Here is a 20893-nt window from a genome sequence, read left to right as displayed (position 1 = left end):
TAAACCTAATAATGCGTATGAAAATTAAATTAACCTATAGAGTGCTTGCTGCCATTACATTATGTCTTGGTTTGGTAAGTTGTAACAACTCGCGAGAATATAGAGATTCTTCAAGAGCTACTGGCTGGAATGTTAACGGAAAAGATGGTGGTTTTCAATTAAACACAGATTTTCAAGAACAAGAAACAGGTCCAGGATTAGTTTTTGTTGAAGGTGGTACTTTTACAATGGGTCAGGTACAGGATGATGTTATGCATGATTGGAATAACACTCCTAACCAACAACACGTTCAGTCTTTTTATATGGATGAGACCGAGGTGACCAATGCAATGTATTTAGAGTATTTAGATTGGTTGAAAAAAGTATTTCCTCCAACTGAAGAAAGCTACAGAAACATATATAATGGTGCATTACCAGATACTTTAGTTTGGAGAAACCGTTTAGGTTATAATGAAACAATGACCAATAACTACCTACGCCACCCAGCATATGCATTTTACCCAGTAGTTGGTGTAAACTGGATACAGGCAGTTGAATTTAGTAAATGGCGTACAAATAGAGTTAACGAGTCTATTCTTGAGGAAGAAGGCTTTACGCAAAGAGGCGCAAAATATAATGTAGACGCAGGTTCTACTTTTGATACTGAGACTTACATAAATTCTCCAACATCTACTTACGGTGGAAATGATGAGATTACTCGTGGTGGTAAGATGTCTGAGCGTTTAGAAAAAAATAATACACCTCGTACCAATAAAGATGGTACTGGTGGTGGAGAAGCAACAGATCTTTATGTACAACGTAAAGATGGTCTTTTATTACCAGAATACAGATTGCCAACAGAGGCAGAGTGGGAATACGCAGCACTTGGTTTAGTTGGAATTAGAGATTATAATGTTTATAGAGGACGTAAGAAATATCCTTGGGATGGCCAGTACACACGTTCTGGAAACCGCAGATCTCGTGGAGACCAATTAGCAAACTTTAAGCAAGGTGATGGTGATTATGGTGGTATTGCTGGTTGGAGTGATGATGGTGCAGATATCACTGCAGAAATTAAAACTTATGAGCCAAACGATTACGGTCTTTATGATATGGCTGGTAATGTTGCAGAATGGGTAGCAGATGTTTACAGACCTATTGTAGATGATGAGTTTAACGACTTTAACTACTATCGTGGTAACGTTTATACTAAAAACGATATTAATGAGGATGGTACAGTTAAGCTAGTAACTACAGAAGATATTGTTTATGATACTTTAAGCAACGGTAAAATTATAGCTAGAGATTTACCTGGAGAAATTGTTAGCGTACCTGTTGATGAAAAAGAAACTTACTTAAGAACTCAATTCTCAACAAGTGACAACCGTGACTTTAGAGATGGAGATAAGCGCTCTACAAGATATTACACAACTTTTGGAGATGAAGAAGTTTCTGATACTAAGCGTATGTATAACGCTCCAACACACCAAGTATCTGCAGATAGCTCTGGTTCTTTATTAAGAGAATACGATGAGTCATCTAAAAGAACAACTTTAGTTAATGACCAAGTACGTGTTTATAAAGGTGGTAGCTGGAGAGATAGAGCTTATTGGCTAGATCCTGCAAACCGTCGTTATTTCCCTCAAGATATGGCAACAGATTACATTGGTTTTAGAAATGCAATGTCACGTGTTGGTTCTAAATCTAAACAAGGAAAACGCGCTAGAAACTAATTTTTAGTAACACATATTTAAAAAAGTCCTAAGTTTACATTAGGACTTTTTTTATACCCAATTTCCAAATTTAATGACACTTCATCACCATTTTTTAAACAGTACAGGTATAAGTACAGATACCAGAAAGATTAAAAAGGATAATATATTCTTTGCCCTAAAAGGAGATAACTTTAATGGTAATACTTATGCAGATTTAGCTATTGACCAAGGTGCATCTTATGTGGTAATAGATGAAGAGCAATTTAAAAAAGATGATAGATACATCTTGGTAGATGATGTTTTACAAACCCTACAGGAATTAGCTTCTTTTCATAGAAACTACTTAGGAATACCTATTATATCATTAACAGGAAGTAATGGGAAAACCACTACAAAAGAACTTATAAATGCAGTACTTACTAAGGGTTATAAAACAGTAGCCACAGTAGGAAATTTAAATAATCATATTGGTGTGCCGCTAACATTGCTTTCTATGTCTAAAGACACAGAGTTAGGAATAGTCGAGATGGGAGCAAATCATATTGGTGAGATAGAGATGCTTTGTAATATTGCACAACCAGACTATGGTTATATCACTAATTTTGGCAAAGCTCACTTAGAAGGATTTGGTAGTGAAGAAGGTGTAGTTATTGGTAAAAGTGAATTATATAAACACTTAAAAAGCCACGATAAAATTGTCTTTGTTAACTCTAATGATGCAAAGCAAGTTGATTTAACTAAAGGAATGAAAACCTTTACTTTTGGATTAAAACAATCTGATGTTTGGGTCTCCTTTAAAAATGTGAACCCTTTGGTTGAAATGAATTTAGACAACCTTACTATAAAAAGTAACCTTATAGGAGTTTACAATTCAAATAATATTGCGGCTGCCGTTGCAATAGGAAGATATTTTAATATTTCAGATAAGCATATAGTTGAAGCAATTGAGAATTATGTGCCTTCAAACAACAGATCTCAAATTATCAAAAAAGATAAATTGACAATATTATTAGATGCCTATAACGCGAATCCTAGTAGTATGAAAGTTGCTTTGGAAAACCTTCAGGCATTAAACGACACTCCTAAATATGCAATTCTAGGCGATATGTTTGAGTTGGGTGCTTCAGCTAAGAAAGAGCATATGAGTATTGCTAAGTTAGCAGCATCAATACATTTAGATGGTGTTTTATTGGTAGGTGAAAATTTCAGCAATTTAAATTTTGATGCGCCAGGTATAGCATATTATACTTCAACAAAAGAGCTAATGGAAAACGAAGACTTTTCAAAATATAAAACAGGAACATTGCTTGTAAAAGGATCTCGAGGAATGGCTTTGGAACAAATCCTGGATAAACTTTAAAAACTTCAAAATTTATACTTATTCAAACAATAAATAGGTGTCTTAATTAGTTACTAATGTTTGAGTATGAATTTAGAGTTAATTTCCAAAGTAAGAGCTTACTGCAAATCTTTAATAGATAATAGTAAGTGTAAAGAATTGCCATTTCACAATTGGCAACACACAGAAGATGTAGCAATACAAACAGCGTTAATATCTTCTTTTGAAAATTTAAAAGATACTGAAGCAGAAGACTTAATTATTGCTTCTTACTTTCACGATACAGGAAATATTGAAGACGTTTGTAACCACGAGCATTTTAGCTGTGAGTTTGCAGCATCTTTTCTAGCCAATGAAGATTTTCCTGAGCATAGAATTAATAATGTGATAAGTGCAATAAAAGCCACAAAGATGCCACAACAACCAGTAAGTAAATTACAGCAAATAATTTGTGATGCAGATTTGGCACATCTTGGTAAAGCCAATTTTATTACTAAAAACTTAAAATTAAGATTTGAATGGGAAACCTGTAATAATATTAAGTTTACAGATGTTGAGTGGGCAGATTTAAATATTAAATTCTTAGAAGGACATAAATTTCATACGCCATTTGCACAACGAAATTTTACTGTACAAAAATCAAAAAATATTGATAGTTTAAAGACTATGTTAGCTCAAGCATAGCCCTAAAAAAAGCCCCATTTAAAATGAGGCTTTTTGGCTAATTCAAATCAATTATCACTTCTTTTTCAATTATCTTCTACGGTTATGAGAATCTTTACCGCCACGTTTTCCTTTCATCTTTCGTGGAGATTTTTTTGTTGCTTCCCACTTTTCAAATTGTTCAGCATTTAAGATAGATTTCATTTCATTTTTCATCTCTATCTTATGATCTAGCATTGCAAGCTTTTGATCATGGCGTTCTTCTTTTGTAAGTCTTTTGCCGTCTTCTCTATTTGCTTTTAGTTCTTTTCTCTTTGTTTCCATTTTAGAAAAGTTATCTAAGTGTAAAGCCATTACTTTATCCTGTTGTGACTTGTTAAGGTCTAACTCTAACGTCATTTTTTTAGTGATAAGTTCAGCTTTCTGTTCTGCAGAAATTTCTGTTCTATCTCCTTTTCTGTTAGGACGGTCTTTTCTGTCTTGCGCCATTGCTGTACCCATTAATAATATGGCAAGCATTACTGTGATTTTAGTTTTCATAATTTTTTATTTTAAGTTATAATACTATGACTCTTAAAAACTTAAATGGTTTAAATAAAAAAGCTACTTTAATTAAAAAGTAGCTTGGTATTAACAAATAAGAGGTGTTTACTTGATAATAATTTGTTTTGAAATGGTAGTGTCTCTTGTTGAAATGTTTAAAATATAGTTGCCATTAGCTATTGCCGGTAATGTAAAACCGCTAAAGAAAATTCCTTGTGGCGTCTCCTTATTATAAAATGTGTGAACTTGTTTACCTTGTAAGTTGTATAAACTTATTTTTATTCTGGTATCATTCTTAACACCATATTGTAAGTATAAAATGTTGTTACTAAAAAGTGGGTTAGGGTATAGGCTAAATACAGCTAAATCTTTTGAAGTAAACTCATCATTTGAAAGTGTACCAAAATCTGGAACTTCAACAGGTGCTAATTCTGGTTGTTCATTTTTTTCTGGTGCGGCTTCGGTTGCTTGTGTTAGGTGGTTATCTAACGTGTTTGTAAACCAACCTTCATCAAAAGCTTCAGTGTTAGAGTCAGAATTCAATATATCTATAAAGTAGTAATCTGCCTGTGCTTTAGTGTTAGTTAAGTCTAGTATATAGTAACCGTGATCGTTTAGGTTAGTATATTTCATGTGCGGATTAGGATTAGAAAAACCGTTAGCAACGCTTGATTGGTTTATGCCAGAAGCAATATAGGCAGATCCTGCTGCAGTTAAAACTTCATCAAAATTATCTGAAGTCACACTTGGCCCAACAAATTCAACTGCTATAGATCCATTTCCTGTATTTGGATCATAATCAACCATAAAGTCTTGGTTATCTGCATCTGGATGGTTGTCTGTTGGCCTCTTAGAAACATCATAAGAAAACGAAGTGTGAATATCTCCCGTTAAAAAAACGACATCATTAATATTGTTGTCTTGTATGTGATCTAAAATTTTATCTCGTTCTGCAGGATATCCATCCCATATATCTAAGAAGGAACTCTCAAGTTCATCACCACCTAACCCTAGACCACCAGAAGCCCAGCCTAAGTTAAATTCAGCAAGCATTACTTGGTTAGAGACTATTTTCCATTTTGCGGTTGAGTTACTAAGTTCGTCAAAGAACCAATCTCTTTGTGGCTCACCAAGCATTGTTCGATTTACGTTGTATAATTCTGGATCATTTACATCATCTATTTGTAGTTCTCTACCTTCAAGACGTGTGTCTAAGTTAATTATAGTTGCAAGATTACCGTAATTAAGTGTTCTTGAAATTTTATTATCTGGATGATTTCTTATAGGCAACCATTCGAAATAAACCTGTTTAGAAATNGCTTTGCGGTCTTCCCATTCGCCTTCACCATCATTATGGTTTTCTGCACCATCTTTGTAACTGTCATTAGTGCTTTCGTGATCATCCCAAATTGTAATGAATGGGTTTTGTTGGTGCACAGCTCTTAAATCTGGATCTAACCTATATAATGAGTAACGTGTTCTGTAATCTACTAAAGAAATAATTTCATTAGAAGGTTCATTTGCTCTATCTGGTCTTTCTGCGCTATAACCATATGTTCCAGGTCCAGAACCATATTCATAAATATAGTCTCCTAAATGTATAACAGCATCTAAGTCTTGGCGTTGGGCAATTTTCTTATACGCATTAAAATATCCTGCTTGATAGTTTGAGCAGCTTGTTATAGCAAACCTTAGTTGATCTGCATCTGCACTTGGTGCTGTTCTAGTTCTACCTATGATTGAGCTTCTTNCTAAAGCAAAAAAGTGNTAGTAGTATGTAGTTGCAGGATTAAGACCAATAGCATCTACTTTTACAGTATAATCTACAGTTGCATCTGTAGTNGTAGCTCCTTGTAACACTACATTTGTAAATTCTATATCTGTAGCAACTCTCCATTGCACATCAATAGTTGTCTCATTGTTTTCTGGAGTTACACGAGTCCAAATTATAACACGATCTGCCAGAGGATCACCAGAGGCAACGCCNTGATAAAATGGTTGTAANTCTTCATTAAATACTGCTGTAGAAGATTGTGTGGCTAAATTGTTTGAGGAACGTTGGTATTGAATGTTTTGTCCTTTCGATGAAAGTNCAATTATTAGAAAACCTAATAGTAAAATATGTTTCATGGTAGCTTGCTTTAGTTATTTTGCAAAATTACCTTCAAAGCAAAGTAGATGCAGTTACCTTAAGATGATGACTGTGTAAACGTTCTTTAATCCTAATACTAACAATGTTAGNGGTTGATTAATATTTAACAACACCTATGCACTTAATCGTAGTTTTATGCATAAAAAAAGCTTCCTCGGTATAGAGGAAGCTTTTTAAAAGTATAACCTTAAGTTAGATTAAGGTTTTGTNATAGGATTTAAAATTAAATCTATACGTTCGGCTAAATCTTTAAGATGATATTTTGTCATCTTGTCTCCAGTTCTGTTTGAAGCTCTTTTAACTTGCCCTTGTAATGTTTCTAATTCTCCTCTAACTACTGGGCGAATATCACTTTGAGACACATCTATATTACTTCTAGANACATAACGTCTNTAAGCTGCAGGAATAGCAGATTGNTCTTCTGTCATTAACATTTCTAAACGCTCTATATATGCACGTTGAAGATTTCTTCTGTAGCGATTAATANTNTTTCCATTTCTCACCTCATTAAATAAGCCTTCACGTAAGTCNGTCATCATATCTAANAAACCATATGCTTTGCTGCCATTTACCTCTTCATTTTCNAGTAATCTAGCCATTCTACCAAAATCAAGAATGTTATTTAGAGTTCTTACTTGGTAACCTCTAATGCGCTCTATATTACCATCAAATTCAATTCTATTAAAAATCTCTTGATCTATAAGCCATTCTGGAGTTGTAAATAANTCATCCTGAATAAACTTCATAGCATTTTCTTGCTTTTCTTTAGGAACGTGAGTGTATACTGCGCCATCTTGGTCATATGTTTTATAGTATTCATAAACACCACCAATATTATTTGAGACGTGACCCATATAGCGGTTGTATTGAGAAAGAACTTGACCATATAGAGTTTCTAAATCTTCATAATCTTTACCATCTTCTTTTGTCCATTCAAATAAATTAGGGACAATTCTCTTAAGGTTAGCAATACCATATTGGCTTGCAAGTACAGCATCATCTCCTAANTCTTCGGTTTGAGAACTAGGNTCTATAACACCAGACTGTTGCTTACCAAACCTATACATAGGATCNCCAGCGTGCTCTAAAATCCAAGCATCTAAAGTTTCCTTTTCATCNTTTGCAGATTCATTTAGAATAGGACGATAACCCCATTTAATAGCATATTTGTCATANATACCAATGTTTGGCATTAAGGCAACATCACCATCTCCAGGTTGTGCAACGTAGTTAAAGCGAGCGTAATCCATTATAGAAGGTGCNGTACCATACTTTTTAGTAAACTCTGGATCTCTTAAATTCTCTACAGGATAAGCAACACTACTTCCCATATTATGAGGTAATCCTAATGTATGTCCAACTTCGTGAGAAGATACAAAACGTATTAAACGCCCCATAACTTCGTCTTTAAACTCAACACCTCTTGCGTCTGGGTTAATAGCTGCAGTTTGTATAAAGAACCAATTGCGCAACAAGGTCATAACATTGTGGTACCAATTTATGTCGCTCTCTAAAATCTCTCCAGANCGAGGATCACTTACGTGAGGTCCGTTTGCGTTAGGAATAGGAGATGCTAAATAACGCACAACAGAATAGCGTACATCTTCTGGACTCCAATCTGGATCTTCCTCTACACTTGGAGGATCTTTAGCAATAATTGCATTTTTAAAACCTGCAGCTTCAAAGGCTACTTGCCAATCTTCTATTCCTTGTTTAATATATGGGCGCCATTTTTTAGGTGTTGCTCTATCTATATAATAAACAATTTGNTTTTTAGGTTCTACCAACTCACCACGTTCAAACTTGGCTTTATCTTCATCTTTTACTTCTAACCTCCATCTATCTAAATACGTAAGTGTTTTACTTTTTTGAGCATCTTGNCCGTAATCCACTTGCCCTCTTGCAAACCAACCAACNCGTTGATCAAAGTAACGGCGTTTCATAGGTTCTTTAGGNAGCAATATCATAGAATTGCTCATCATTAATGAAATAGAACCTGTACTTGAGTTGCTTGGTGGTGCACCAGCATTATAAGTTTTNATGTGTCGTGCTTCAACGTTTAATGGATAGCTTCTAATAGTATCAATATATGAACGCTTTTCATCAAGACGTGATATTTTGTAAGATTTACGTCTGCTTTCAGGGAAACCTAAAGCTTTAACATCCTTATTAAAAAGCTCTGTAACATCAATAACAGTATTGTTTGCTATAGAATCTTTTTTGAATGCTTTAATNGGAAATGAATAGAGTATAGGNTCGAAATTAGAATTNACTACNGCCTCATGAATTGGTAAAGANTCTGCAGCGTAAATTTGATGAGAAACAACTCTTAGTAAAACTTGCTTATCTTTCTTTTCCCANCGTAATACTTGTGTGTTTTGCTTACCACCACCAAAACCAATATTGGTAGCTGTTTTTGCAATACGAGTTACCATTAGCATCTCTCTGTTAAAAAGACTGTCTGGTATCTCGTAAAAGTAATTTTCTTTTAGTTTGTGTACTGTGAAAAGACCTTCGTCGCTTTTTGCATCTTTAGTGATGACTTTACTGTAAGGTTGAATGTCTCCTTTTTCTGGTTTTTTCTTTGCGGCGGCAGCAGTTTTTGAATTCGCCTTCTTGTTTGGCTGGAAAACGGCACAACTGGAAATGCCGACCGCCATAGCGCCTACAAAGCCTAAGCGCATTAAATAAGAATATCTCATATGTAAGTTTGATTAATAAACCTACAAGATACTGAAAACATCGATAAAGCGTATAACTATATGATGATGAAGTTATGGATAGTGATTATTTACCCAAGAATATAAAGGTATTGGTCACTAGACTTGCTGGTGTAGTATTAATAGCTCTATTACTACCTCCAGAATTTACAGATACGGTATGGTTGTGATTACCATTAGAATTAATATTTAAAGAGTGCGTGTGATCTCCATCTTCATCTGTTTCATCTGTNATTGTNACNTNATTNGCAACNAATGTAGATTGCCCNCCATTTTCTCTAACTCTTATACTTCCAACTCCTGCATCTAGATAATCGTGGTCGTGTTCTCCATCTTCAGAAGTTGAACCTGAGTGATTGTGGTTTCCATCTGTGGACGTTGTTCCACTCATATCAAAATTTGGAAGGTTTGCTTGTGATAACGTGACAGAATTTGAGCCAGTTGTACTACCTAAAGTTTCTGAACCGTTTGTATTTTTTAAAACTCTATTTGTAGCATCTGGTAAGTTTCCAGAAAAGCCTAGGTTATTTGCAGCTGTTTGTGCGTTAGCAGGTAAACTTGATATGGAACGGCCATCTAATAAATACCATCCATTATGGTCTGCAGACTGAAACCCATGTTTTATATCTCCAGAGCTTTTACCAGATACTGCCGTCCAGTTTGCGCCATTCCAAAATAAAAAACCTACAGGTGTAAAACCGCCACTACCATCATTATATATCATAGTACTAGGTAATACTGCGCCGCCATTAGGATTAATTACTGTGGTATTATCTGTAGCAGATGTAATTCCGACTCTAGGAATAACAACGCCAGAATTAGAGCTAGATATGTCTAAGGCGCCTTGAGGTGTTGTTGTGCCAATTCCTACTTGTGCAGATGTTACAACACTTCCTGAAATACTAAAAAACATTATAAGGTAAAATGTTAAACATTTGTTGGTAATCATCATAAAATAAGCTTTTGTGTCAGAAATATGTATTTCGACGGCAAAAGTACAAACTTTAACGAGGATTATCGAGTCATTATCTATGCCTGATAACATTTAAATTAAACGCATAATTTTAACTAAACGATTGATTAACTATGCAAAAAATACATAAGTTGTCGCTATGGTTGAACCATATTAAGAGTTGAATTATATATTATTTAATAGGAAATCTTAGGTTTAATTTAGAAACTTGAATTAAATGTGATTTTACAGTCGTTTTAATGACAAAAAAAACAGGATGTAGAAACATCCTGTTTTTTATTTTAATCATTAACTGATTATACGTTTATAAAAGCTCAACGAACAAACCGTTATCTGTTTTATTAACAGTTGCCACATCTTTAGCACGTAATCCTTTTACAGCTTTGTCCCATTTTTTGTTACTTAAACCAGAATCTGCTTTTATACTATCAAGCTCTGCTGGAGATTGTTTTTTAAGTAATTCAAAAATGAGTTTTTCATCTTCATTAAGTTCAACAGAAATTGTCTTTTCTGGTTTCATTTGAGGAAAGAATAGAACCTCTTGTATACTTTGGTTGTTTGTTAAGAACATAATTAAACGGTCCATACCAATACCTAAACCAGAAGTAGGTGGCATACCATACTCTAAAGCACGTAAGAAATCTTGATCTATAAACATAGCCTCGTCATCTCCACGATCTGCAAGTTTTAATTGTGCCTCAAAACGTTCACGTTGATCTATAGGGTCATTAAGTTCTGAATATGCATTTGCAATTTCTTTACCGCAAACCATTAACTCAAAACGTTCAGTTAACTCTGGATTGTCTCTATGTTCCTTACATAAAGGACTCATTTCTTTAGGATAATCTGTAATAAATGTAGGTTGTATATAGTTGCCCTCACATTTTTCTCCAAAAATCTCATCGATAAGCTTTCCTTTACCCATAGTTTCATCTACATCGATACCCATACCTTTAGCAGCTTCATAAAGCTCTTTTTCAGTTTTTCCAGAAATATCGAAACCTGTAAAGTGTTTTATGGAGTCTGTCATAGTTACTCTAGCATAAGGTGCTTTAAAGTTAACGGTGTGTTCTCCAAAAGTAGCTTCTGTTTTTCCGTTTACTGCTACTGCACAGTGCTCAAGTAAATTTTCAGTAAACTCCATCATCCAATTGTAGTCTTTGTAGGCTACATAAATTTCCATCGCTGTAAATTCTGGATTATGGGTACGGTCCATACCTTCGTTTCTAAAGTTTTTAGAAAACTCATATACACCATCAAAACCACCAACAATAAGACGCTTTAAATAGAGCTCATTAGCAATACGCATATATAAAGGTATGTCTAAGGCATTGTGGTGAGATATAAATGGCTTTGCTGCAGCTCCGCCAGGAATTGGTTGTAGGATAGGTGTTTCAACTTCAAAATAGCCAGCATCATTAAAGAAATTACGCATAGCATTAAAAAGCTTTGTACGTTTAACAAAGACTTCTTTTACTTTTGGGTTAACTACTAAGTCTACATAACGTTGGCGATAACGTAACTCTGGATCATTAAACTCATCATACACATTACCATCTTTATCTTTTTTAGGTAACGGTAAAGGTCTTAGTGATTTACTTAGGATGGAGAAATTCTTAACCATTACGGTTTTTTCTCCAACTTGTGTTGTGAATAATTCACCTTCAATACCTATAAAGTCTCCTAAATCTAAAAGCTTTTTAAATACTGTATTATAAAGTGTTTTGTCTTCACCTTCACAAATTTCATCTCTGTTAAAGTAAACTTGAATTCGACCTGCGCTATCCTGCAATTGACCAAAAGATGCTTTTCCCTGAATGTTTTTCTGTAATAAACGTCCAGCAATTACAACTTTCTTACCATCTTCAAAGTTGTTTTTAATATCTGCAGTAGTTTGTTTGACAGGATATAAATCTGCTGGATATGGATTAATGCCCAACTCGCGCAGTTGGCTTAGTTTTTCGCGTCTTACGATTTCTTGTTCAGAGAGTTGCATTTACTTTAGTTTTAAGCGTGCAAAGATACCATTTATGTAGTAAGCAATCAATAGTTGTAACATTAGGATTTGTTTATAGACCTATTATATACATCAATCAAATCAAAACTTATATCATGGGATTTTTTAGAGTTTTACTTTCAATTTTGTTTCCACCTTTAGCTGTTATAGATAAAGGCTGTGGAAGTATTTTAATTGTTTTCTTACTAACACTTTGTGGATGGATTCCTGGAGTAATTGCAGCTTTGGTAATTTTAAATAACCCAAACCGATAAAAAAAAGCGAAATCAAATACATTTGATTTCGCTTTATATACCTATAAGGTGAACACTACTTTATGACTATTTTTTCGGTAATTTGATAGTCTCCGTTAGTTATTTTAATAAAATATACACCTTTTGAGGCTTGGCTAAAATTGAGAGTTCTGTTGAATGATTCTTGATGAGAAAAATGCTTAGTCGTAATGAGACGACCTCTAATATCTATTAGTGCTATCGAGATATCTTGTTTTGCTAAGGGATTAAATTGTACCGTAAAGTTTCCTGTTGAAGGGTTTGGGTAAATGGTTGTCCCAAAATTTTCATTTATATCTGTAGTTGCTAAAACACCATCAATTGTTATAGGAGCATCATTAACATCAAAGTACGAATTGCCCACAGGTACAATTTTTACTCTTGCAGTTGTAGTAAGGAGATTTGGTGCAGTTATATCTTGACTACCATCATTTGGTACATTAGATGCCAATGTCGTTGGAAATGTAAGGCCATCATCCTCAGAAAACAAGATGTTTACATTTGTTGTGTTTATAGGTGCTTGATCTGTATTTGCAACATCCCAAGTAATTGTTTGACTAGAACCTGGCTCCCAAGTGGTTTCTGTATTTTGAGAAGTAATAATGAAAGGACCAGAAGAAGAGTCAACAGTTACAATAACATCATCAGAAGCAGAGCTTGCACCATTAAGTGCATTGTCTCTAACCGTTACTCTAAACTCCATTGTTCTGTTAACAGACGGAACAACTTCCCAAATATTTGCAGATAAGCCTTGCATAACAGTAAGCATATCTGGCATAAATCGAGTTCTTTCTGTAGTAGGAGGTAAAGACCTAAACATTGGTCCTAATGTATTTGTAGGATCTGGAGGCATAACCTCACCAATTTCTTCGTCTATTTGTTCCCAGCAGTATGTAAGTTCATCATTGTCACTATCTATACCAATTGCATCTAGTTGAAAAGGCGTAGATGCTGGTATTGTAAAATCTGCTGGAGCAATAGCTTGCGGTGCAGTATTTCCAGTTGGAGTCTGTACTTCACAATCTTGTGTGTTCACATAATTCCAAATTTCATCTATACTAATGGCGTGAAAGTGTGCATCACTATTTGTTTGAACATTTGGAGCGCAAATACCTGCATATCCTAAGATAGTAGAGGCGCTTCCTGGTTCCATAGATGTACTGCCATTTCTTTGGCAGTCATTATTTTGTGTATGATTTGCACCAAATTGATGTCCCATTTCGTGTGATACATAATCTACCCAATATGGATCTCCTGTTGGCTCTGGCAAACCTGTAACACCACCAGCTTTTTGTAAGCTACAAGGTACACCCAGAAATGCTACACCACCACCACCGGTACTGTACACATGACCTATATCATAATTTTCTTCTCCTATTATACCATCACACGTAGCTTGGTTTGTAGCAAGCATAGATACACCATCTTCATTAACATAAGGATCTGTAGCAAAATTTAGAAAAATTATGTCTTCATTATTGTCTACAATATCCATATGAATAGAAATATCTCTCTCGTAAATACCATTTACTCTTGTCATAGAAACATTCATAGCTTCTAAAACAACAGCTTTCTTTTCAGAATCTGGCGTTGTGATGTCTGTAATAGGAATACCTGCAGCATCTAAGTGAAACTGCGCATACTCTCCCGTACAAGCTAATGCCAATCTGTAGTTTCTTAATACACCATCATTTGCATTTTTACTAGATGACGAGTTAGGTAGTTGATTTAATGCTGAGTTACCAATAACCTCACATTGAAACGCTTCATCTGGAGCTGGAAGATTTTGGCGCTCATATGCCATATATGTTGCCTTATCTTTTGTGTAAGTGTCTATAAAGAATGAGCCAAATTTTCCTGATGTAATCATAGCGTTTAAGCCCATTGTTGGAGAAACGCTAAAGTTAATAACGGTTGATTTGTTTTTTAAACTAACTCCTTTATAAGCTCTAATGTTTGGATGACTAGCTTGTAACCCATCTTGAAAGTTAGAGTTTTCTGTTACTCTAAAGGTTTCAAAATTACCATCTGCTAAAGGAAACTTTAATAAGACATCTTTGGCTTTGCTTAGATGTGTTTTAGATAATGTGTTTGAAAGAGAGTTTAAGTTTAAAGTGTATAATGAAAATTTAGTAGGGTTTGAACGTCTTAAAAATTGTGAAGATTGTTCTATTTTAGAAACTTCGGCTAATTGCCATAAATTTTCTTGAGAAAAGCCCGAGAAGACAAAACAACACAGCAATACAAATAATGTAATTTTTTTCATAGATGAGGATTCAATACTTAAAAATATGATTATTAAAGATAATTCATTAAAAACAGTTAATATATTAACGAAGTGCAAAATTAAAGCCCTGTTTGTTGCTATGAATTCTATAAGATGTAGTGTAGTTTCGACAAAAGGCTTAAAAAAGGTATTACTCATAAATTTTCACGAAATTTGCAGAGATGAATAAGCAAATTACACTTCAAAATTTAGGTCTTAAAGATTATAAGGACACTTGGGACTATCAAGAACAACTTTTTAAAGAAATTCTTGATTTGAAAATACGAAACAGAAGAGAAGACTTAGAGTTGGAAACCCCAAACTATCTTTTATTTGTTGAGCATCCTCACGTTTATACTTTAGGTAAAAGTGGTGACTTTGAAAACCTATTGGTTACAGAAGATTACCTTAAAGAGATTGATGCTACTTTTTACAAGATAAATAGAGGTGGCGATATTACTTATCACGGTCCAGGACAAATTGTTGGATACCCTATTTTAGATCTTGAAAATTTCTTTACAGATATACATAAGTATCTTAGGCTGTTAGAAGAAATGGTTATTCTTACCCTTAAAGATTACGGCATAACTTCTGAGCGTAGTAAAGGAGAGACAGGTGTTTGGTTAGATGTAGGTACACCGTTTGCACGAAAAATATGTGCAATGGGTGTTAGGGCAAGCCGTTGGGTAACTATGCATGGATTTGCTTTGAACGTAAATACTAACCTTGGTTATTTTGATAATATGATACCTTGTGGCATAAAAGGGAAAGCAGTTACATCTCTTAATGTAGAGCTTGGTGTTGCAGAAGTGAATATGAATGATGTAAGAGAAAAACTATTACATCACTTTTTAAATTTGTTTGAAGCTGAACTTAAAGGTTAGTTTACCTTATATATAAGGACACTATCTTCTTCGCCTTTTACGACAAACTCTAAATTATTGTCTGAATCCATATTTTCAAAATCAATTTGAGAATTACCATACACAGGGAAGTTAGGTCTTAGTATACCATTACTATCAAATAAATACACTTTATGAGACTGTGTGTCTGTAACACTCACGTAAATTTTATTATTAATATAAAATATCTGAGGTCTTGTATACAGCCCAAAATCTAACTCTATCGTTTTACCCTTTATAGTTAATTTATTTTCAGCTAAGCTTACAAATGTCTTGTTTGTACTTTCTATATAATGATCTTGTGGTAATCCTAGTTTTGTAATATTTAGTTTCCCTTTTTCTGAAATTTGCATTAGCTCACCATTTTCATTGGTATTGGCAAACGTGTTTTCATACTTATACCAATTGTTATCTGAGATATCTAGATTGGTCTTAATAGAAACACGTTCTGTTCCAGTTCTACTTAAGATATTTAGCTTTCCAGAATTTGACATTACTAAGATGTAATCTCGGCTGCCAATTCTAATATGTTTAGGTTGTGTTACTATGGTCTTGTCTGCTTTGTCAAATTTAAATCCAGTAACACGTTTTGCGTCCTTATTATACATAAGCACAGAATTTCCTTGGGTTACTAGAAATCTGTATTTTCTGTTACGGTCATAATCGAATACAGCTAGTGGTTGAGTAATAGGATCCTTAAATTCTATTGGGAAATTTTCTACTTCTTTACCATTTCTATCTAAAACATATAATTTGTCTTGAGTAGCAAATGCAAGTTGGTATTTGCCATTTCTATATAAATCTACTTCTGTTATGTCTCCTAAAATGGCAGCGCCAAGATTTTTTTTCCACTTTATTTTTCCTTTGTTCGATATAAGATATAGGGTGTTAGATACATCTTGCACTACAATGTCTCTGGTTTTGTTAGTATGATTTTTAAAAAGCCTAGGCGTGTTCTGTAAACTAGCATCTAGTTTTACTGTTGCAACTTGAGAGATGCCATTAGATGATGACTTTGCACCAGCTTTTTCAATTATAGCGTGTACGTGTGCAAAATTACGCTCGTATATAAATTGAAGTGCAGCAAGCTTATGATCTTTAAATTTAATTTTCTCAGCAGATGATTTAAATTTTGAGTCCACGATATTAGGAAGCTTGTTTTTTAGCTCATCTGTATTTGTTACCATTAATATAGAGCTTTCATCACTCAAGCTTTTTGAAACATCTATGTAATAATCTTGTTCTCCTAAGATTGATTTGTTTTGGTAATTAGCGATAATGTTTTCAAGTGCTTCTGTATCCTTAGCAAAAAGGTAATAGTCTTTTATTCTTGTATAGTAATTTAATCCTTCAATAGTTATAAGAGGGTTTAAAGCTTCAGTAAACATATTAGATGAGCTTAATTTGAAAATAGTAACATCTCTATAACTTTTTTCTTCATCTTGTTGGCTTATTAAAGCTTGTTCAGTTACATCAGGATCTAGAGAATGAACAGTAACTATGCTCTGGTCATTATTATAAATTACTCCAACTTCATTTAAAGAGTTAAAAAAGGCTTCGTTTGAAACAGGGTTTAAAGCTCTATCCTTAGCGTGATACGTTTTTAAATTTTCTCTTAATATTTCAAAACTGTTATATGTAAAAGAGTAAAAGCCTGTAGCACTTAAAGGAGTAATTTTAGCGATGTGAGTTTCTTGAGGTTCTACACCTTTAAAAATGTCAAGAATTTTGGGAATAGAATCGTTAGTAATTGCTACACCATTTAGTTGAAGAGTTTTTTGGCTTATTTCGAGATCTAGAGATAAGTTGGTGGTAAACTTTTCAATAGGGAGATTTTTAGTGTTTGAAAAGTAATCGTTGAATGCTGTATTAAAGTATGTTGTATTAATAAAAACTGAAGTGCCATCTCCGCTTGTGTCTATTAATTCCTTTAAATCCTGGTTCTTAATATTATTACTGTAATTTCTAATTGCATTCTCAATTAGCAATTTAGAGTTGCTGGCTATAAAAATACTGTCTAAAGTGGTGGCGTAGGATACCGAGTTTTCTAAAGTTAGTTTTTTTATTGTCTTATTTGAGTAATCTTGACTTTCAATAGTTTTATTAGCTATGGAGTCTGTCTGTATTAAATTAGGTGAGTCTTTAGTGATAAACGTAAACCCAAATTCATTTTGACCGATTTTAGAAAATGATAGTAATGCGCTATTAGGCGTTTTAATATATTTTAAATTTTGTAAAACCTCCTTAGTATCTTGGTTGAGGTGAAAATCTGAATTGTCATAAATAAATTCATTATTCTGAAGATTAGAAGTAAAGATGTCTAAACTTTTAATGCTAAAAACTATAGCGGCATCTTTAGGAGCGTAATGTGCCAGAGTTTCTGATTGAGATGTCTTCTTTGTACATCCTAGTATTGTAATACCTATTAATAGGAAAAGGTACTTTTTCATAGCAATTCAATTTTTACAAATGTAACAAGACCATCTGTATTTTAGTGAACAGACTATTTAAGATATTAAAAGTTAAATTGGTATTGTTCTGGTAATAGCCTAAAGCTTTTTCTATGATATTTTGAAGGGCCGTGAGTTCTTATAGCTTCTCTATGTTCTTTAGTTGGGTACCCCTTATTCTGTTTCCAATTGTACATCGGAAATTCTTCGTGTATTTTCTCCATATAGTTATCCCTATATGTTTTTGCTAATATAGATGCGCTAGCAATATTTAAATATTTGCCGTCACCTTTAATAATACATTTATAAGGAATATCATCACAAGGTTTAAACCTATTGCCATCTACAGCTATATGTTCAGGTTTTGTTTGTAGACTTCTTATAGATTCCTGCATCCCTAAAATAGATGCATTAAGAATATTTATCGTATCTATAGTATCTATATCTATATGTATAACAGAAAATGAAACAGCTTCTGTTTCAATAATTGGTCTTAGTAAATCTCTTTGTTTATGAGTTAATTTTTTACTGTCATTTAAAACGGGATTATTGAAGCCTTGTGGAAGAATAACGGCTGCTGCTGTAACTGGACCTGCAAGACAACCTCTTCCAGCTTCGTCTGTGCCACACTCTATAACATCTAATAAGTATTGCGGTAATAACATGGGTGCTAAAGTATTAAAATAGATAAGGTCATAGCAAACAATTTATAAGAAATAGACTCGTTAAAAAAACATACTTTTGCTTCAGTAATATATATAATGAAACAACTTCTTCTACTTTCTGTTTTAATCACTTGGGCAACTACAATGACTGCTCAAGATTTTATAGGTTCAGAAATAAATCCAACAGGCACTCAAAACAGGCAAAATAATAGTCAACAAACCGTAATAGATAAAAGAGAGCGACCTCCAATTACAGATTATAAAATTATATCTGCGAAAAATGATACTACCTATGTAGATACAACCTTGTCTATATATAAGGACTATAAATGGAACTATTTACAAAAAGATGATTTTGAATTGCTCCCTTTTAATAATGTTGGCCAACCTTATACTAAATTGGGATATGAATTCAATGATGTCTATATAGCACCAAAATTTGGTGCGAGAGCAAAACACTTTAATCATTATGAAGTAGAAGACATAAACTACTATAATGTTGCTACACCTTTTACAGAGTTGTATTTTAAAACCGTATTAGAACAAGGACAGAATTTAGATGCTTTATTTACATCTAATACGTCACCCCAATTTAACTTCTTTGTTGCCTACAAAGGATTAAGATCTTTAGGGAAGTTCCAAAGCTCTTTAACAAGTGTTGGTAATTTAAGATTAGGCTTTAGTTATAATACTAAAAACAAAAGATACTATATAAAGAGTCATTTTGTAGCGCAAGACTACACAATAAATGAAAATGGAGGATTAACAGAAGAAGCTGTTCAACAATATATAGACGAAATACAGGAATTTGATGATAGAAGTGTATTAGAGGTTAATTTTCAAGATGCCCAAAGTTTGATGGATTCCAGGCGATTTTATCTAGATCACAAATACTATATAATAAAGTCCTCCGATTCAATACCAAACAATGAAGTATCTGTAGGGCATAAAATGAAATTCACAGACAAAGAACTAGAGTATACTCAAATTACACCTAGCTCACTTTTTGGAGACTCTTTTGAAACTACAGATTTACAAAACCTAACTGAATTTCAAGATATATATAATGAAGGTAGATTAACCTACTATAATAAAACATTAGGTGAATTTACAGTTAAGGCAGGTTATACAGACTTTAATTATGGTTATAATAGGACAGTAAACGTTGATAACACTTTTATAGCTAATAGGCTTTTGGGTGAAATACCTCAGGTAGGAGCAGAATACTTTAATACAATAGGGAAGTTTAAAGTGAAAGCGAACTTAATGACGAGTGTCTCTGGCGATACTAATGGTAATTATTTTTTAGCAGATGCTTCCTATAGTATAATTGATGAATTAAACATAGGTGCGACAATAAGCTCTAATGACCGATCTCCTAATTACACGTTTCAGTTATATCAAAGTGATTATATAAACTATAATTGGCAAAATGATTTTAGTAACGAGTCAATCCAAAATTTTGAAGTTAGATTACAATCTGATAAATACGGTAAGTTAACAGCCTCAAATACGATAATAGATAATTACACTTACTTCGGCTTAAACGAAGAAGACCAAGTTAAGCCAATACAGTATGATGAAACTGTAAGCTACTTAAGGATAAAATTTCAAAACAATTTTAATTTTGGCTATTTTGGATTAGCTAATACTATAATGTATCAAAATGTTTCAGATGGAGATACTGTATTTAATGTTCCAGAGGTTGTTTTAAGACACTCATTATATTATCAAGACTATTGGTTCAAAAAAGCACTATACCTTCAAGCTGGTTTTACAGGTAAATATTTTTCAGGTTTTAATGCCAATGGATATGATCCTGTACTTTCAGATTTTTTTGTTCAAAATGATGAAAGAATTGAAGGCTTTCCAGCAGTCGATTTCTTTTTTAATGCTAAAATAAGGCAGGCAAGAGTCTTTTTTAAGCTTGAAAATGCAAATTCTATACTACTCGGCAATAATAATTTTACAGCACCAAACTACCCTTATAGAGACTTTGTGGTAAGGTTTGGAATAGTTTGGGATTTTTTCTTGTAATTTTTTTATTTCTATAGTCTCTAAAAATCAGCATCTTATGTTTAAACTGAAAATTATTTTTAAAATAGTTGAAATAAATGCTTGTGGGATTCAAAAAGGGATGTATATTTGCACCCGCTAACAACGAAAGGCGTTAGTGAAAACGGCAAAAAAATATTTTTTTAAAAATTGTTTTGTAGTTTAAAAAAAGGTTTTATATT

The 20893-nt window shown here is 33.4% G+C and carries 14 protein-coding genes; 6 read left to right on the top strand and 8 right to left on the bottom strand.

Annotation, left to right across the window (positions count from 1 at the left end; all coding sequences use genetic code 11):
• Window positions 1-11: 11 nt before the first annotated feature.
• The 3 genes from gldJ (at window position 12) to CL818_RS00785 (ending at window position 3717) form a co-directional block, all read left to right on the top strand.
• Entirely contained in the window at window positions 12-1712 is a 1701-nt protein-coding gene (gene gldJ / locus CL818_RS00795; protein WP_013186859.1) for a gliding motility lipoprotein GldJ, read from the top strand.
• Between the two features lie 73 nt (window positions 1713-1785).
• The gene (locus CL818_RS00790) at window positions 1786-3054 is read left to right on the top strand and encodes a UDP-N-acetylmuramoyl-tripeptide--D-alanyl-D-alanine ligase (protein WP_272972550.1); all 1269 of its coding nucleotides are present in this window, start codon (window positions 1786-1788) and stop codon (window positions 3052-3054) included.
• A gap of 66 nt (window positions 3055-3120) precedes the next feature.
• Window positions 3121-3717, top strand: a complete 597-nt coding sequence (locus tag CL818_RS00785; RefSeq protein WP_272972549.1) for an HD domain-containing protein — start codon at window positions 3121-3123, stop codon at window positions 3715-3717.
• 69 nt (window positions 3718-3786) lie between these two features.
• On the opposite strand, the gene CL818_RS00780 is transcribed toward CL818_RS00785, so the two are convergent.
• The 5 genes from CL818_RS00780 to lysS form a co-directional block, all read right to left on the bottom strand.
• Window positions 3787-4236 carry a DUF4890 domain-containing protein gene (locus CL818_RS00780; RefSeq protein ID WP_272972548.1) on the bottom strand — a complete coding sequence of 150 codons (450 nt, stop codon included), beginning with the start codon at window positions 4234-4236 and terminating at the stop codon, window positions 3787-3789.
• Between the two features lie 108 nt (window positions 4237-4344).
• Window positions 4345-6369 carry an alkaline phosphatase D family protein gene (locus tag CL818_RS00775; RefSeq protein ID WP_286971143.1) on the bottom strand — a complete coding sequence of 675 codons (2025 nt, stop codon included), beginning with the start codon at window positions 6367-6369 and terminating at the stop codon, window positions 4345-4347.
• A 219-nt stretch (window positions 6370-6588) separates the two neighbouring features.
• Window positions 6589-9093 carry a zinc-dependent metalloprotease gene (locus CL818_RS00770; RefSeq protein WP_286971141.1) on the bottom strand — a complete coding sequence of 835 codons (2505 nt, stop codon included), beginning with the start codon at window positions 9091-9093 and terminating at the stop codon, window positions 6589-6591.
• 85 nt (window positions 9094-9178) lie between these two features.
• Entirely contained in the window at window positions 9179-10024 is an 846-nt protein-coding gene (locus tag CL818_RS00765; protein WP_502692185.1) for a phage tail-like protein, read from the bottom strand.
• Window positions 10025-10388: 364 nt separating this feature from the next.
• The gene (lysS, locus tag CL818_RS00760) at window positions 10389-12080 is read right to left on the bottom strand and encodes a lysine--tRNA ligase (protein WP_013186866.1); all 1692 of its coding nucleotides are present in this window, start codon (window positions 12078-12080) and stop codon (window positions 10389-10391) included.
• Between the two features lie 116 nt (window positions 12081-12196).
• Between lysS and CL818_RS00755 the strand changes: the two genes are divergently transcribed.
• Window positions 12197-12355, top strand: a complete 159-nt coding sequence (locus tag CL818_RS00755; RefSeq protein WP_013186867.1) for a YqaE/Pmp3 family membrane protein — start codon at window positions 12197-12199, stop codon at window positions 12353-12355.
• A 55-nt stretch (window positions 12356-12410) separates the two neighbouring features.
• Here the strand turns inward: CL818_RS00755 and CL818_RS00750 are convergent, their stop codons facing one another.
• Complete coding sequence (locus CL818_RS00750) at window positions 12411-14639, bottom strand: zinc-dependent metalloprotease (protein WP_286971136.1); 2229 nt, start codon at window positions 14637-14639, stop codon at window positions 12411-12413.
• A 182-nt stretch (window positions 14640-14821) separates the two neighbouring features.
• Between CL818_RS00750 and lipB the strand changes: the two genes are divergently transcribed.
• Window positions 14822-15523 carry a lipoyl(octanoyl) transferase LipB gene (gene lipB, locus CL818_RS00745; RefSeq protein ID WP_013186870.1) on the top strand — a complete coding sequence of 234 codons (702 nt, stop codon included), beginning with the start codon at window positions 14822-14824 and terminating at the stop codon, window positions 15521-15523.
• Here the strand turns inward: lipB and CL818_RS00740 are convergent.
• Window positions 15520-17991 (bottom strand): ribonuclease HII, encoded by a 2472-nt coding sequence (locus CL818_RS00740; RefSeq protein WP_286971129.1) that lies wholly within the window; start codon window positions 17989-17991, stop codon window positions 15520-15522. The genes lipB and CL818_RS00740 overlap by 4 nt on opposite strands.
• A 65-nt stretch (window positions 17992-18056) precedes the next feature.
• Window positions 18057-18656 (bottom strand): ribonuclease HII, encoded by a 600-nt coding sequence (rnhB, locus tag CL818_RS00735; RefSeq protein WP_272974373.1) that lies wholly within the window; start codon window positions 18654-18656, stop codon window positions 18057-18059.
• A 96-nt stretch (window positions 18657-18752) separates the two neighbouring features.
• Here rnhB and CL818_RS00730 point away from each other — a divergent pair, with 96 nt between their 5' ends.
• On the top strand, window positions 18753-20693 hold the full coding sequence (locus tag CL818_RS00730) for a putative porin (protein ID WP_272974374.1): 1941 nt from the start codon (window positions 18753-18755) through the stop codon (window positions 20691-20693).
• Window positions 20694-20893 lie beyond the last annotated feature (200 nt).

It is taken from the genome of Croceibacter sp. (assembly GCF_002716225.1).
GTDB classification, from domain to species: Bacteria; Bacteroidota; Bacteroidia; order Flavobacteriales; family Flavobacteriaceae; genus Croceibacter; species Croceibacter atlanticus.
The sequence above is the reverse complement of the archived record's forward strand: the minus strand, read 5'-3'. Positions and strand labels throughout refer to the sequence as shown.

Excerpts from the sequence above, each read along its gene's own strand:
- gldJ (WP_013186859.1), top strand. The coding sequence starts at position 12 with ATGCGTATGAAAATTAAATTAACCTATAGAGTGCTTGCTGCCATTACA.
- CL818_RS00790 (WP_272972550.1), top strand. The coding sequence starts at position 1,786 with ATGACACTTCATCACCATTTTTTAAACAGTACAGGTATAAGTACAGAT.
- CL818_RS00785 (WP_272972549.1), top strand. The coding sequence starts at position 3,121 with ATGAATTTAGAGTTAATTTCCAAAGTAAGAGCTTACTGCAAATCTTTA.
- CL818_RS00780 (WP_272972548.1), bottom strand. The coding sequence starts at position 4,236 with ATGAAAACTAAAATCACAGTAATGCTTGCCATATTATTAATGGGTACA.
- lysS (WP_013186866.1), bottom strand. The coding sequence starts at position 12,080 with ATGCAACTCTCTGAACAAGAAATCGTAAGACGCGAAAAACTAAGCCAA.
- CL818_RS00755 (WP_013186867.1), top strand. The coding sequence starts at position 12,197 with ATGGGATTTTTTAGAGTTTTACTTTCAATTTTGTTTCCACCTTTAGCT.
- CL818_RS00750 (WP_286971136.1), bottom strand. The coding sequence starts at position 14,639 with ATGAAAAAAATTACATTATTTGTATTGCTGTGTTGTTTTGTCTTCTCG.
- lipB (WP_013186870.1), top strand. The coding sequence starts at position 14,822 with ATGAATAAGCAAATTACACTTCAAAATTTAGGTCTTAAAGATTATAAG.
- CL818_RS00740 (WP_286971129.1), bottom strand. The coding sequence starts at position 17,991 with ATGAAAAAGTACCTTTTCCTATTAATAGGTATTACAATACTAGGATGT.
- rnhB (WP_272974373.1), bottom strand. The coding sequence starts at position 18,656 with ATGTTATTACCGCAATACTTATTAGATGTTATAGAGTGTGGCACAGAC.
- CL818_RS00730 (WP_272974374.1), top strand. The coding sequence starts at position 18,753 with ATGAAACAACTTCTTCTACTTTCTGTTTTAATCACTTGGGCAACTACA.